The organism is Nocardia sp. NPDC002869, assembly GCF_046764065.1.
Classification (GTDB): domain Bacteria; phylum Actinomycetota; class Actinomycetes; order Mycobacteriales; family Mycobacteriaceae; genus Nocardia; species Nocardia rhamnosiphila.
This window is the reverse complement of the sequence record NZ_JBKOOL010000067.1, coordinates 1-14,414: the sequence shown is the minus strand read 5'-3', so window position 1 is coordinate 14,414 and position 14,414 is coordinate 1. Positions and strand designations below refer to the sequence as shown.

Below are 14,414 nucleotides of genomic sequence, written 5' to 3'. Positions count from 1 at the left end.
CGCTATCCCTTGACCCCCTGGGCGTGAGCCCGACTCACAAAGGGTACGGCCGAACCGACTTCTCGTAATCCGCAGACCGGTAGCCAACCGGACCGACAACCTCTATACCCTGGACAGGGTTGGCTGCGTAGTCGTCGGCCATACGTTCGTAGTCAGCGGCGCTCAGCCGCTTACGACCAGCGCTTTCTGCGGACATGCCGTTCTTTTTCGCGCTCATGGGTTATCTCTCCTCTCCGGGTCGTTGGCAGGCGAGGTCCCCGGCTCCCAGCATCTCGTCGAGCTGAAATTGTCTGAACATCTGCGGCCGCAGCATCATTGCGTCGAAGACCACCCACTCGTCCGGATCGGCCAAGTCTGCGATGACCTCTATCAGCGGGATCTACGGAGGTGGCTCGACCCACCGCAGGGCGCCCGGGATCGCACCGGGCGCCGCGCATCAGTTACCCGGCTGCGGGGCCGGCTGCGCGCCTTCGGGGGCGGCCGGCGCGGGACCGGCGGGCGCGGGCTGTCCGCCCTGGCCGCCGACACCGGCGAGCATGGCCAGCTCCCACTGGTTCACGATCCAGCGGTCGCCGTCCTTCTCCAGGCTCGCGGTGACCGCGATGTCCTGGCGCTTCGGTGCGGGGGTCACCGAATTCGTCTTCATGAGGCCGATATTGACGAGCACCTTCGCGGATCTCTCGTCACCGGACTGGAAACCGCAGGTCGCCTCGTCGACCCAGGACTTCACCTTGGATTCGGTGAGCAGCTGGCGCAGTACATCCCAGTTCTGCTCCAGCGAGGACACCACATTGTCGGTGGCGCCGTCCTTCATGGCCTGCATGAAACCGTCCAGGTCGCCCTGGTAGTCGTAGGTGTTGGTCGCGCGGGCGAAATCGCAGGCGGCGCGGGTGGACTGGTCCTGGGCGGCGAGCTCTCCGCGGTTCTGCTGGAACGCCCGGAAGTACACGACGCCGGCGGCGACCAGCGCCACCAGCACCACGCCCGCCACAAAGGCAGCCACCACCGGCAGCAGTCCGGACTTGTCGCCGGTGTCCGGTGCCGCGGTCTCGTTCTTGGCCATAGCTTCGAGTCCTAACGTCTGTTCGTCTCGCGGCGGCAACTACTGCTGCATCATCGGCGTATCGAAGTCGGCGACCAGCCAGGTGCCGTCGATCTTCTGCATGGAGACATTCGCGGCCACCTTGACCTGCCCCGGCCCCTGCTCCTGCGGAACGTTCGCCGTGGTGAACTGCTGGTCGATGACCAGCACCACCCGGGCCTCGTCACCGGAGCCGGATTCGTAACCGCACTGCACGCCGTTGGCGGTGGAACTGACCTTGGACTCGGCGAACCGGGTCTTCAGGTCCGGTCCGATCTGCGAGACCAGCTTCTTCCACTCACCGGTGGCGGACCGGTCCAGGCGCTGCAGGTAGTCGTCGGCCTGGTCGCCGGTGTAGGTCGCGAAATTGTTCCCGAAATCGCAGGCGGCCTTGGTGGCCGCGGCGCGCCGGTCCAGTTCGTCCTGTTTGTTTCCGGCGAGGAAGAAGAAGACCCCGACCGCGACAAGCGCCGCCACCAGCAGCACCGCGGCACCGATCAATGCGGGTAGCGGGAACGGCGAGCGGCGGCGGGTGGATTTCGCGGCATCGGCGGCGCCGGACTTCGTACCGGTTTCCGCTTCCGGCTCGGTGGCGGCCGACTTCTTTCCGGTATCGACCTTCTCGGTGGCGGCCTCCGATTCGCTCGAGGCGACCGTGGCTCCGGCCTTGTCCACCACTACGGTGTCGTCGTCGGCTGCTCCGGCCTTGCCGATCACCACTGTCTTCTCGTCGCCTGCCGTACCGGCGCCGGCCTTGTCGGCCGCGGCGGTGGACGCCGACTTGGTGGTTTCCGAGGTCGAATCCGGGACATCCGCCTTCCCGGACCGCACGGTGGCGTCCGCTGCGCCGGTTTCCGCCGCGGCCGCATCAGCTTTGTTCTCGGCCGCGCCGCTGCTCGTTGCAGCGCCGGTTTCGTCATTACCGGAAGGGGCGTGCTCAGCCGCGGCGTCCGCTGGCACACCGGTGCCTTCCGGCTCCAAAGGGTCGGAGACGGGTTTTTCTGAGGACATCTGTACTGTTCACACCTTCCCGGCGCGGCTCTGGGAAACGCGCCGTAATCTACCGGTCGAAAACGACCGCCGGGTGTGGCGGGCATCTCTGCGAGAGTATGCACCGTCGCACCCGGCGCGCGGCGACCGGTCCTCCTACCGCACGGGCGGCAGCGTACGTTCGTTCGGATCCACCCCCGGCGGAATGGTGGCGCCGTTGTTCGGGATGTTCGGTCGCGGTGCGTTCACCGCGCCACGGATCTGCTCGCCCGGTCCGGGGCTGTCGCAGTAGTTCCACATCGGAATGGTGCCGTCCTGCACCACCTGCGTCTTCATCGGGGTGGACTGATACTGGCAGTACGGCCGGAACCAGATATCGAGGATGGTATGGAACTCGTTGTCGTGGGCGGGGACTCCGAGTGCGGCGCCACCGATCTCGAGTGCCGGGAACAGCGCCGCCAGTGCGGGGGTACGCAGCTGTGCCGCCCGGGTGAGCGCGAGGAAATTGCCGGCCAGCGCGGTGATCGGGTCACTGGTGCTGTCCAGGGTGGCGGTCACTTTCGCGAACTGTCCCGGCGCCTGGTCGAGCACATTGATCAGTTCGGCGTTGGCCTTGTTGAACTGATCGAACAGCACCCGCGAATTGGCGGTCAATGTCCCCAGATCGGGCTGGGCCTGGGAGGTGGTGCCCGCGATGGTGCGCAGATTGGCGATGAGATGCGTGGTCTGCGGCAGCAGCGAGTCCATCCCCGCGGTGACCAGGCTGACCCCTTCGATCAGTGAACGCAGCTGATCGGGCCCGCCGCTGAGCGCGATATCGAGTTCGTTCAGGATCACCGCGAAATGTTCCGGGTTCACCTGGGCGATGAGATCGCTGGAATTCTCCAGCACCGCCGAGATCGGGACCGGGGTGCTCACGCGCCCGGGATCGAAGGTGACCTGCGAACCGTCGGTCAGGTACGGGCCCTGGTCACCGACCGGCCGGAAATCGATGTACTGCTCACCGGCGCCCGACAGGGCCTGGACCGCCACCTTCGTATCCACCGGGATGTCGTAGCGGGAATCGATCTCGGCCTTCGCCTGGATACCGGCGCCGTCGTCGACGAGCCGGAGGTCGCTCACCTCACCGACCCGGTACCCCCGCAGGGTGACATCGTTGCCGGGCTGCAGGCCACCGGAGCGGTCGAGGTGCACGGTCACGGTGTAGGTGCTGCGCAGCGGATTGACCCGCATGACATTGACCAGCAAATAGGTGCCGCCGATCAGCAGGGCCAGGACCAGCCCGACATTCGACAGCAGAATCTTGTGCTTGGACATCACTGGCCTCCCACGCGGTACTGCACGACCTGGAGGATCTGGAGCAGGCTGCCCGCGAAGTCCTGCAGATCGCGCCCATCGTAGAAGTGGCTGGTGCCGGGCGCGGTCAGCATGGCGATATCGAGATTGGTCACATTGACCTGGGCGGCCAGGCTGCTGCCGCGGAAGGTGGCGTTCACCGGGGCCTTCAGATCGTGCAGGGCGTCCATCAGCGCGCCGAAGTTGTCGCCGGTGGCCGCGAGCGCCGCCATCAGATTGTTGAGATTGTCCAGCGTCCCGGCCAGATCACCACCGGTGGTGTTCGCGTAGTCGCCGAGCGCCGCGCTGGTGGTCGCGATCTTGCCCAGCAGATCTCCGAGCGCCCGGTTGTTCTCCGCGATGGCGCCGATCATGTCCGGGAGCGTATCGGCCACCTGACCGAGTTCGGTCCGCCGACTGTCGAGAGTATCGGCCAGCACGTTGAATTCACCGAGCACGCTGTCGATCTGCGCGGAGTTGGCATTGATACTCGAGACCACGCCGGTGATCTCGTTGACCAGATGCACCAGCTGATCGCTGCGACCGCCGACGATCGAGTCCAGTTCGGTTCCCAGCCGGGTCAGATGGGCGATACCGCCGCCGTTGAACATCAGCGAGACCGATAGCAGCAGTTCCTCCACTGTCGCACCGGCCGAGGTCTTCTCGATGGGCAGCGTATCGCCGTTCTCGAGCAACCGGCTGCCCTGTTCGGCAGGCGGTTTCGAGACCGCGATGAACACGTCGCCGAGCGGGGTGGCCTGGCGCAGTTCGGCGGTGGTGCCCTCCGGGAGGTCGATATCCTTGCGGATCTCCATATCGACGATGGCCTGGAAGTTCTTGGTCTCGATATTGGTGACCACACCGACATCGGACCCGCCGATCTTCACCTTGGCCTGGTCGGGCAGGTTCAGCGCGTTCTCGAACACCGCCTTCAGCGTGAAGGTGTCACCGCCGATACCGGGTTTCGGCAGCGGGATGTCCTCCACGGTCAGACCGCATCCGGAGGCCAGCACCACCGTCCCGGCCGCGGTGAGGGCGGCCATGGCGCGGCGGGCCCGGCGGATCGTTCGCATCATTTCGTCAGTCCCAGCAGTGCGGCGGTGAGTCCGAAGTCGGGTCCGAAATCTTCGGGCCGGCCGGTGCGGCAGCCGTCGGACTTCATCTGTATCCGTTCGCAGAACAGGCTGATGAGCTCGCCGTTCGCGAGGTTCGTACCGATCAGCGCGTGCAGCCGGACGTAGCCCTGTTCGTAGTTCATCGACCGGTGGATACTCTGCAGCAGCATCGGCGCGACGTCGACCACCTCGGTGACACCGTGCGCGTTCGCCCGCAGCTGCTCGATCACGGTGTTCATCCGGTTCAGCGTGTCGACCAGCTGATCCTGATGCTGCGCGAAGACCGAACTGGTGTTGTTCAGGAAGTCGTAGAGCTGCTGCAGGGTGGCCTGCAGGCCCGGCGCCTGTTCGGCCAGCATGGTGGTCATCTGGGTGGCCTGGTTGCTGAAATCGCGGACCGCCTGGTCGTTCTCGGCCAGCATCGTGGTCAGCTCGTTGAGCTTGATGATGATGTTCGAGATGTGGTCCTTGTTGTCGACACCGACCTTCAGCGCGCTCGACAGCGCGTTGAGGGTGTCACGCATTTTCGCGCCCTGGCCGTTGAGCATCGGGTACAGCACCCGGCCCGAGAGCGGGCCGACGCCTTCCTGGCCCTCCTGGGGTTTGAGCGCATCGGCGAACCTGTCGATGGTCTTGAGCATCGTGTCCAGTTCCACCGGGACATCGGTGCGTTCCAGCGGCAGGTGATCGCCGCTCTCGAGGGTGTCGCCCTCGACGTAACGGGGGGTCATCTCGATATGGCGGTCGGTGACGATGGAGGGCGAGACCACCACCGCCATGGCGTCCTTCGGGATCTGCACATCACCGTCGATGGTCATATGGACCTCGACCAGATCGCCGTGCGGCACGATCTTGTCGACCTTGCCGACCTCGAGCCCGAGCACGGTGATCGGGTTGCCCTCGAACATTCCGGCGATGTTCTCGAAATCGGCGGTGATCTGGAGATCCCCGCCGGTCACGCTGTTCACCACGGAGCAGCTGCCTAGCGCGACCGCCGATACCCCGATGACCAGCGCCTGGGCGGTCCGCTTCACGATCCCGATCTTGTTCTTGCTCATCCCTGGCACCCCTCGGCGACATCGGCGAAGCACAACCAGTTGTCCGGGAACAGCCACGGAATACCGACCTCGGCGTAGTTGCCGTTACCCCACGCATTGGCCAGGTAGCGCACCGACGGCGGCATGATCGACAGCAGCCGATCCAGGTTGTCCTTGTTCTTCTGCAGGCCCGTTGCCATGGTGTTCAGCTGGTCGAGCGTGGTGCTGAACTGGTTGTTGTTCTGGGCACCGATCGCCTGCAACTGCGCGGTAAGCGTGGCCACATTGTCGAGCAGGGTGCGCAGCAACTGCTGCCGCTCCACCACCCGCGAGGCGATCGCCTCGCCCTGGGTGATGATCAGTAGCGCGCTGTTGCGGTTGTCGGCCAGGATGGTGGTCACCCGGTCGAGATCGGAGAGCAGCTGCGCGACATCGTCCTTGCGCTGGTCGATCACCTTGGCCAGCGCACCGATACTGTCCAGGGACTGGACGACCAGTTCCGGCGACCCCTTCAACTGCTCATTGAACAGGTTCAGTGATTCGGCCAGTTTGCCGGGATCGAGTTCCTGGAACTCCGGGGTGCCCTTGGAGATCACATCGGCGAGGTCGTAGGGGACCGCGGTATTGGTCTTCGGGATCCGGTCGTCGGGCAGGCCGGAACCGTCACCGGGATCCAGATCCACATAGCGGGCGCCGAGCAGGGTCGCCATCTTGATGGCGGCCCGGGCATCGGGTCCGAGCTTCACGTCATTGCTGACCTGCAGGGTCAGCAGTACGTGGTCGCCCTCGAGTTCGGCGGCCGCGACCCGGCCCACCGGCACCCCGGCGACGTCCACCTTGTCCCCGACGGTGATACCGGCGGACTGTACGAATTCGGCCTCGATGGTCTGTTCACCGATCCCGAGATTACGGAATCCGCTCGAGGCCAGCACCAGCACACCGACGACGATGACGCCGATGATGCCGAGACCGAAGTACCGATTGTTGTTGAACCAGGCTTTGAGTTTCGTCATCATGGCCGGCACACCGCCGATTGCGAATTGCCGCCGATCTGGGAGAACAGTCCGCGCGGGAAGAGCACACCGTAGAGCGATACATCCAGACGGCAGATGTAGGCGTTGGCGTACGCGCCCTCGGAGGTGAAGCGCCCGGCGTCGGCGAGGATGGACGGGAGGTCGATCGCGGCCTGATCCAGTTTGGCGCCGTTGGCCAGGAACAGGGTCAAAGCGTCACGTGTCGAATTCTGGACGGCCTCCAGCTTGGGCTGGATATTGCCCACCATGCCGACGAGAGCCGTGGTCGCGCCCGCGATCTGCTCGGTCGAGCCGAGCAGCTGCTGGCCCTGCTCGTACAAACCGCCGATCAGCGCCCGCGTCTGGGTTATCAGCGTCTCCAATTCGTCCCCTCGTTTGGCCAGACCGGCCATCACACCGCTGAGGTTGGTGATCACATCGCTGAGGATGGCGTCGCGCCGCTGGAAGTCGGTGGCCATGGTGGCGGCCTGGGTGATGAACGAGCTCAGCGACACCCGATCGCCCTGCAACGCCAGGATGAAGGTTTCCGAGAGCCGATTCACCTGCGCGGGCTCGAGCACCTCGAACAGCGGCTGGAAACCGTTGAGCAGCGCCGAGATATCGAAGGACGGCTCGGTGCGGTCCAACGGGATGGTGCCGTCCTCGGGCAACTGGGTCGAATCGCCGCCGGACCCCGGCGCCAGCGCGACATAGCGCTGGCCGATCAGGTTCTGGTAGCGCACCAGCGCCTTGGTGTTGCCGAAGAGCGTCTGATCGTCCTGGACGATAAAGCTGACCTTGGCATTGTGGTCGTCGGTGACCTCGATCTTCTGGACCTTGCCGACCCGAACGCCCGCCATCCGGACGTCGTCGCCCTCCCGCAAGCCCAGCACATCGGTGAAGACCGCGGAATACGATTTCGTACCACCGTCGACCGTCCGGGCCAGCGTATTCCACACCAGTACCGTGACCAGCACGGATACCACCGCGAACAGGCTGAACCCGATCAGCGGTTTGCGAACTCCCCTCACGAGGCGGCCTCCTCGGTCACGCGCAGGGTTCCGCCTTCCAGAATCGAACTCAGCATCAAGTACTCCATCGAGGACGGCTTACGACCCAGCAGCGTCTCCACCGCGGCGTCGCCCTCGTAGGTGATCGGTGCGGCCGCGGGCACCATGCCGGTACCCGGGGTGCCGTTGTCCGCGGCCGGTGCGGGCGCACCCGGCTGGGCCGGCGGATTCTGCGGCTGCGCACCGGGCTGCGCGGCCGGAGCCGGAGCCGGCGCGCCGGGCAGCCCCGGAAGCTGCGGGAATCCCTGCGGGAAAAGCCCTTCCAGCGGTGTCCCGGCGAACGGGTTGTTGCCCGGCGCCTGCGTCGTCGGTGCGGGCGCGCCGGCCTGGGTGGTGACACCCGGGATCTCCGGCAGACCGGGCAGCGGCGGCAGCACCGGCAGCCCGTCGGCGGCGGGGAGCCGGCGCGGTTTCACCTGCTCGGGAAGATAGCCGGGATCCGCGACCGCGGGGGCGGTAGCGCAGCTCGGGCCGGCCAGATCGCCGTAGCGCGGGCAGTCCGCCACAGTGTTGGGGTTGAACGGGGTGAAGGTGACACCCGCGTTCCAGACCATCTGCCGCTGCGGACCCCAGGTGAACACCGTGTTCAGCTTGCGCGACGAGTTGTTCAGATTGCTGATGGCGTTGGTGATGGACGACGGGTTCCCGGCCAGCGCACCGAAGGTCTGGTTCATCCCGACGGTGAGCTCTTTACCGACATTCGGGTTCCGCGCGAACAGATCGTTGATCTGATCGGCCATGCTGCCGGCGCCGGTGATCACATTCACCAGTTCCTCGCGCCGGTCGGCGATCGTGCTCGCGGTCTCCACGGACGAAGCGAGGACGTCCATGAGTTCCGGCGCCGATTCGTTGAGTGCGTGCACCGAACCCGAGAGATCGCCGAGGAAGACACCGAGATCGGGAATCGACTCGTCCACCGAGGTCACCCAGCGGTCGACCCGTTCGATGGTCGACCCGGGCATCCGGCCGCTGCCGTCCAGTGCGTAGGACAGCGTCCCCAGTACCCGGCCGAACTGCATCGGATCGATGGCATCGAGGATGTTCTGCACCGTGGTCAAGGTGTCCTGCAGCGCGATGGTGCCCTGGCTGCGGTCTTCCTCGATGGTCGAGCCCTCCTCGAGGTGGACCTGACTGGGCCCGTTGTAGACCAGTTCCACCGAGGTGACGGCGAACAGGTTGCTGGGCACCACGCGGGCGGTGACCGTGGCCGGGATACCATCGGCGAATTCGGGCTTCAGTTCGATGTTGACCTGCTGCAGTTCGCCCTGGGCGGCGACCGACACATTCTTGACCGCGCCGACCAGCACCCCGCGGAACTTGACGTCGGCTTGTTCGGGCAGCCCGTCACCGGTGGTGGTGAGGTTGGCCGTCACCTTGACTTTTTCCACGAAATAGCCCTGGTACCGGGCCATCAGGAAGCCGAGCACGACCGCGAAGACGACAAGTCCGCAGGCGCCCGCGATCAGCAACTGCTTCATCGTGGGCCCGCGCCCACTCGGATCGATGATCATTGCCTACCCCGAGATCCGGATGCCGGGGTTGACGCCCCAGATGGCCAAGGTCATGAAGAGGTCCACGAAAACAGTGGCGATGATGCACATCTTGATCGCGCGACCGGCCGCGACACCGACGCCCTCGGGGCCACCGGAGGCGAAGAAGCCGTAGTAGCACTGGATGAACGTGGTGATGGCGACGAAGACGATAGCTTTGAGCAGCGAGTACAGCACATCCGTCGGAATCAGGAACTGATAGAAGTAGTGCTGGTAGGTACCGCTGGCGGTACCGCCGATGAGCTGCACGGTCAGCGCGCAGGAGATATAGGCCATCGCCAGGCCGAGGCAGTACAGCGGCAGGATGGTGATCATCGCGGCGATCATCCGGGTGCTCACCAGGTAGGGCAGCGGACGGATGGCCACCGACTCCAGCGCGTCGATCTCCTCGGAGATTCGCATGGCGCCGAGCTGAGCGGTGAACCGGCAGCCCGCCTGGGCCGCGAAGGCCAGTGCGGCGAGCAGCGGACCGAGCTCCCGGGTGGTGGCGAAGGCCGAGATGGCGCCGGTGATCGGACTGAGCCCGAGCAGGTCGAGCGAGGTGTGGCCCTGGATGGCCACGGTCATTCCGCCGAACGCGCTCAGGATGAGCACGACGCCGATGGTCCCGCCACCGACGATGAGATTGCCGTTGCCCCAGGTGACATCCGAGAGCAGACGCCAGACTTCTTTGGGGTACTGCTTGAACGCCAGCGGCATCGAGCCGACCGAACGCAGGAAGAAGAACACTTGATGCCCGAGCCGGGCCAGCCAATCGACCGGAGCCCCGGCCGCATTTCGCAGTTGCTGCATTGGTTTGAGCAGCGGGGGCACATAGGTTGCGGACACCGGCTCACACCACCTGCGGGGGGAACAAAGTGTTGTACACCTGGGTGAAGATCACATTCACTCCGAACAACATCACCGCGGACATGACAACGGCGGTGTTCACCGAGTTGGCGACACCGCCCGGACCACCGCGGGTGTTCAATCCCGTATCGCAGGCGATGATTGCCGCGAGCAGGCCGAACAACAGCGATTTCACCAGCGCGACAAGCAGGTCCAGTGTTATCGCGAACGAGGCGAAGGTCGCGATATAGGAACCCGGGGTACCGCCCTGGGCGAAAATATTGAAAACGTATCCGGTCAGAAATCCGACGAAGACCACGAAACCGCAGAGCAGCACGCTGACCAGCATCGCGGCGCCGAGCCGGGGTGCCACGAGCCGGCGCAGTGGGTCGACACCCATGACTTTCATGGCGTCGATTTCCTCCCGAATGGTTCGGGAGCCGAGGTCGGCACAGATCGCGGACCCGACCGCGCCCGCGATCATCAGCACGGTGACCAGCGGCGCGCCCTGCTGGATGATGCCCAGACCGTTGGCCGCGCCGATGAACGAGGTGGCGCCGACCTGCTGTGCGACCGCGCCGACCTGGATGGATACGATGACGCCGATCGGAATCGCGACGAGCAGTGTGGGCGCCGCGGCGACGCTCGCCATGAAGGCGCACTGCCGGATGAACTCGTCGAGAGGGAACCGGCCGCGGAAGATACTGACCACGAGTTCGGAGACCGCTTCGACACCCATGGTCATCTGCCGGCCGAGCGTTTCCAAGGAACGTCGGGGGTGGTCGCGCCAGTAGTCCCGCGTCCACTCGACCGCCCCGCTCAACCGAGAACCTGTTGGTGGACTCTTGGTCGACTGCACTGACTAACCCCTCTCGACGTCGGTTACCTACCCCGACGGCTGGTTTGCTTGAGGCACCTTACTACGTAGTAGTGCGGAACACACCATAGGCGCGAGACCTCGATCACAGATGTTCATCACTTTGTGGCGTGACCACTGAGTTATCACACGTTCCTTGGTGTGTATCCCAACGAGAGTTCCGCGGCACCGGAAGAACATACCGCTGACCGGCCCCGAATGGAACGAAGTCCGCGAGAACCGACGCGAATCATGGTTCACTTAAATAACGGAGAGTATTCCGGGAAATTAACCCTTTCGCGGCAATGTGGAGATTCGACCGTTACTCGACCCGCGCGCCCGGATCCGGGACAATTAATAGCGTTCGGCTATTCTTCCGAGGGTTATCGTGGCCGGAGTTCGTGCGGTGCGCACCGCACGCGGAGCACCCCGGCCGAATGCACGACCGAAAAGCCGAACCCCTCTGTTATGCAACGGAACTCGCGGGTAAACGGTTACTCGGGGCGCGCGTCGGGGCCTTTGCTGCCACGATGAGGTGCCACACATTGATATCGTGCGGCTTCAAGGTCTGGAGGGATATGTTCAGGAAACTCGCCCGGGCGGCCAGTGCCGTCTTCGCCGTGGCACTGAGTACGGCGTTACTCGGCGCCGGGACGGCAGCCGCCGACCCCGCCCGGCCCGTACTCGGTGGTGGCTCGGGGCTCATCATCTCCTCTGAGTCCGGCCAGATGTCCGAGTATGCGATCCAGTGCACGCTCACCACGATCGGTCACGACGGCGCCGGCAGACTCGTCGGCCTCACCGCGGGACACTGCGGAACGCCCGGGCACGAAGTGTATTCGGAACAGGACCCGGGCGCCGGCGTACTCGGCCGGTTCGTCTACTCCAACCAGGACCTGGACTACGCGGTACTCGAGTTCGATCCAGGCCGGGTGACCCCGGTCAACCGGATCGGCAACCTGAGCATCACCGGGGTCGGCGCGCCGGCCCAGTTCCCCAATATCGTTTGCAAGGAAGGCCGCACCACCGGCAACACCTGCGGTCTCGCCTACGGAGACATCTTCGCCAGCAGTATGGAGACCTGGTCACAGATGTGTGTGATGGAAGGCGACTCCGGTGCCCCGGTGGTCGTCGGTTCCACGCTGGTCGGCATGGTGAACGCCTATCTGGCGATCGCCTGCTTCGGCCCCGAGGTCGGCACCAATATGACGACCATCGTGGGTGATATCGACAGTCGCCACGGCATCGGAGCCGGGTACCGGCCCATCTAGCGGCTACCGGAGAGACAGAGCGAGGCGGGCACCCCTGGTGCCCGCCTCGTTCGTTTCCGCCCTCCGGCGCATCCACCGGGATGGATCGAGAAAAACTCAGAGTTCGTCGACGCACACCACGAAGCGCCGTTCCGGGTACACGTATCCGGAACTGCCCGCGCCACACGCGTCGACCTCGGTGGCGCCCTGCTCGATCGCGACGACCTTCACCCCGTCGGCGGCCGAGGTCTCGGTGCAATCGATACGCTCCGGGCCGGTGGTCCCGCCGCCCACGTCCATACAGCCGCCGACCACCCAGTCGATATCGAGGCACAACGCCCCCATCTCGATACCGTTTCGACTCTCGGCGTAGTAGTTGTCGGCATCGCCGACACACTCGCTGCTCTGCTCGGCCTTGCCGATCACCTTGTAGTTCGACTCGTTGCTACCGCAGGACGCCGCTTCGATACTGGCGTCGGTGGTGGTTCCACCGAGGGTCACGCAGTCACCGACCTCGGCGTCGAAACCGATATCGCCGGCCTCCGGGGTGGTGGTGGGCGCAGTGGAGGTGGTGGTCCGCGAGGTCTCGCCGGAGCCGGGGGTGCCGGTCACGTCCACCGCGTCCACCGTGCCGGTCTCCAGCACCGGCTGCGCCCGGCCCTCGATGGTGGAACTACAGCCCGCGACCGCCAGGCCGACCGCTACCGCGGCCCCGGCGATCGCCACCGACAATCGAGATGATGCCCAACCAGACACGCACAGTCCTCCCGCTGTGATGCCGAACTCTGCCACCGCATCGAATCCGCGCCTCACTACAGCTCCGCCAGCAATATCACGCCATGAATACACCATGGCGGCCCGAGCGTCGACTCCGGTGAGGCCGCCCGCGGGGAGCCGCGGCCGCACCGGCAACGGACGCGCCGTGGAGACAGCGGGGTGACGTGACATATCTCATCGACAGGTTTGGTAACGCAGATCACCATCACCGGACTCGGACACACCGTCCGAACAGGAATCCCCGGCCCACCGGGCATCCAACGGGCCCGCGGACACCCCACCGGGGGAGCGTGCTACGACACACCCGCGATGCATAACGGCTATATAACAGAAAACGGGACTGGTCACGACTTCGTAAAGGCAGTACGAAGGAACGCGGAGCGGAGGCGCATCGGCCGGATCCAGCGAGCTTCCGCGATGCGCACCAGCCCGTCGGGACCGCTCCACAACTCTACGACCGGTGGCGCGCGGACGATCCAGACGCCCACGGGCCGGACGGCCGTGGAGGGGCTCCACAGAACTCCGCGAACACTCGCCGGGGTGCTCCGAAGGAGGCATCGGCGGCCCACCGGCCCCGTGCGCTCCAGAGTCGAATGGACGGACGAACACTCTTATGCATGTCTTCGACAACACCGGGTCGCTGCCGACCGGTCGCCGCGCCCAGCGGCGGCTTCGGCAGGGTGTCCTGTTGACGGCCGCGGTCGCCGCCGCCACCACGGTGGCCACGGCGCCGGTCTACGCGCTGCCGAGCCTGCCCTCCGGGTCGGCGGCAGGCGTCGTCGAACCCGCGCCGCCCGCGGCCAACTTCGCGCCGCCGGCGATCAACCCCTCCGAAGGCGAAGAGGTCGGCATCGCGCAGCCGATCATCATCAACTTCAAGGACCCGATCGACGATCGCGCCGCCGCCGAACGCGCCATCAAAATCACCTCTTCGACCGAGGTACCCGGCCATTTCTACTGGTGGAGCGATAAGCAGGTGCGCTGGCGGCCGAACGAGTTCTGGCCCGCGCAGAGCGACATCGTGGTCGAGGCCGGCGGCAGCCGCAGCGCCTTCCACGTCGGTGACGCGGTGATCGCCACCGCCGACGACAACACCAAGATGATCACCGTGACCCGAAACGGCGAGGTCGTGCGCACCATGCCGACCTCGATGGGCAAGGTCGACCACGAAACGCCCAACGGCACCTATATCGTCGGCGAGCAGAAGCGTGAAATGGTCATGGACTCCTCGACCTACGGAGTCCCGATCGACGCCCCCGAGGGCTACAAGCTCGATGTCGAATACGCGACCCGCATCTCCAACAGCGGGATCTTCGTACACGCCGCACCGTGGTCGGTCGGCTCCCAGGGCTACGCGAACACCAGCCACGGCTGCCTCAACGTGAGCACCGAGGACGCCAAGTGGTTCTACGAGAACGTCAAGAAGGGTGACGCGGTGATCGTGCAGAACACCCAGGGCGGCACCCTCAACGCCGGCGACGGCCTCGGCGACTGGAATTAGATTTCGGCGCC

At 65.4% G+C, this 14,414-nt stretch carries 14 protein-coding genes; 2 read left to right on the top strand and 12 right to left on the bottom strand.

Annotation, left to right across the window (positions count from 1 at the left end):
- Positions 1 to 34: 34 nt before the first annotated feature.
- From ACLML9_RS14660 to ACLML9_RS14610, 11 genes are all read right to left on the bottom strand, one after another.
- Positions 35 to 217 carry a hypothetical protein gene (locus ACLML9_RS14660; protein WP_411946040.1) on the bottom strand — a complete coding sequence of 61 codons (183 nt, stop codon included), beginning with the start codon at positions 215 to 217 and terminating at the stop codon, positions 35 to 37.
- 219 nt (positions 218 to 436) lie between these two features.
- Entirely contained in the window at positions 437 to 1,063 is a 627-nt protein-coding gene (locus tag ACLML9_RS14655) for a hypothetical protein (RefSeq protein WP_411946039.1), read from the bottom strand.
- 39 nt (positions 1,064 to 1,102) lie between these two features.
- Entirely contained in the window at positions 1,103 to 2,041 is a 939-nt protein-coding gene (locus ACLML9_RS14650; RefSeq protein WP_411946038.1) for a hypothetical protein, read from the bottom strand.
- A gap of 186 nt (positions 2,042 to 2,227) precedes the next feature.
- Positions 2,228 to 3,388, bottom strand: coding sequence for an MlaD family protein (locus ACLML9_RS14645; RefSeq protein ID WP_411946037.1), 1,161 nt, complete (start codon positions 3,386 to 3,388; stop codon positions 2,228 to 2,230).
- Positions 3,388 to 4,482, bottom strand: a complete 1,095-nt coding sequence (locus ACLML9_RS14640; protein WP_245713240.1) for an MCE family protein — start codon at positions 4,480 to 4,482, stop codon at positions 3,388 to 3,390. The genes ACLML9_RS14645 and ACLML9_RS14640 overlap by 1 nt, the downstream gene beginning before the upstream one ends.
- On the bottom strand, positions 4,479 to 5,579 hold the full coding sequence (locus ACLML9_RS14635) for an MCE family protein (protein WP_411946036.1): 1,101 nt from the start codon (positions 5,577 to 5,579) through the stop codon (positions 4,479 to 4,481). The genes ACLML9_RS14640 and ACLML9_RS14635 overlap by 4 nt, the downstream gene beginning before the upstream one ends.
- Positions 5,576 to 6,574 (bottom strand): MCE family protein, encoded by a 999-nt coding sequence (locus ACLML9_RS14630; protein ID WP_411946035.1) that lies wholly within the window; start codon positions 6,572 to 6,574, stop codon positions 5,576 to 5,578. The genes ACLML9_RS14635 and ACLML9_RS14630 overlap by 4 nt, the downstream gene beginning before the upstream one ends.
- Positions 6,571 to 7,602: an MCE family protein gene (locus ACLML9_RS14625; RefSeq protein ID WP_030524484.1), complete on the bottom strand. Its 1,032-nt coding sequence runs from the start codon at positions 7,600 to 7,602 to the stop codon at positions 6,571 to 6,573. The genes ACLML9_RS14630 and ACLML9_RS14625 overlap by 4 nt, the downstream gene beginning before the upstream one ends.
- Positions 7,599 to 9,152, bottom strand: a complete 1,554-nt coding sequence (locus ACLML9_RS14620) for an MlaD family protein (RefSeq protein ID WP_411946034.1) — start codon at positions 9,150 to 9,152, stop codon at positions 7,599 to 7,601. The genes ACLML9_RS14625 and ACLML9_RS14620 overlap by 4 nt, the downstream gene beginning before the upstream one ends.
- A gap of 3 nt (positions 9,153 to 9,155) precedes the next feature.
- Positions 9,156 to 10,019: an MlaE family ABC transporter permease gene (locus ACLML9_RS14615; RefSeq protein ID WP_411946033.1), complete on the bottom strand. Its 864-nt coding sequence runs from the start codon at positions 10,017 to 10,019 to the stop codon at positions 9,156 to 9,158.
- Between the two features lie 4 nt (positions 10,020 to 10,023).
- On the bottom strand, positions 10,024 to 10,842 hold the full coding sequence (locus tag ACLML9_RS14610) for an MlaE family ABC transporter permease (protein WP_411946032.1): 819 nt from the start codon (positions 10,840 to 10,842) through the stop codon (positions 10,024 to 10,026).
- Positions 10,843 to 11,453: 611 nt separating this feature from the next.
- Between ACLML9_RS14610 and ACLML9_RS14605 the strand changes: the two genes are divergently transcribed.
- The gene (locus tag ACLML9_RS14605; RefSeq protein ID WP_411946031.1) at positions 11,454 to 12,146 is read left to right on the top strand and encodes a serine protease; all 693 of its coding nucleotides are present in this window, start codon (positions 11,454 to 11,456) and stop codon (positions 12,144 to 12,146) included.
- A 96-nt stretch (positions 12,147 to 12,242) separates the two neighbouring features.
- Here ACLML9_RS14605 and ACLML9_RS14600 read toward each other — a convergent pair whose 3' ends face one another.
- Positions 12,243 to 12,881 (bottom strand): hypothetical protein, encoded by a 639-nt coding sequence (locus tag ACLML9_RS14600; RefSeq protein ID WP_411946030.1) that lies wholly within the window; start codon positions 12,879 to 12,881, stop codon positions 12,243 to 12,245.
- Positions 12,882 to 13,515: 634 nt separating this feature from the next.
- On the opposite strand from ACLML9_RS14600, the gene ACLML9_RS14595 reads away from it, so the two are divergent.
- Positions 13,516 to 14,403, top strand: coding sequence for a L,D-transpeptidase (locus tag ACLML9_RS14595; RefSeq protein ID WP_411946029.1), 888 nt, complete (start codon positions 13,516 to 13,518; stop codon positions 14,401 to 14,403).
- The last annotated feature ends 11 nt before the right edge of the window (positions 14,404 to 14,414 follow it).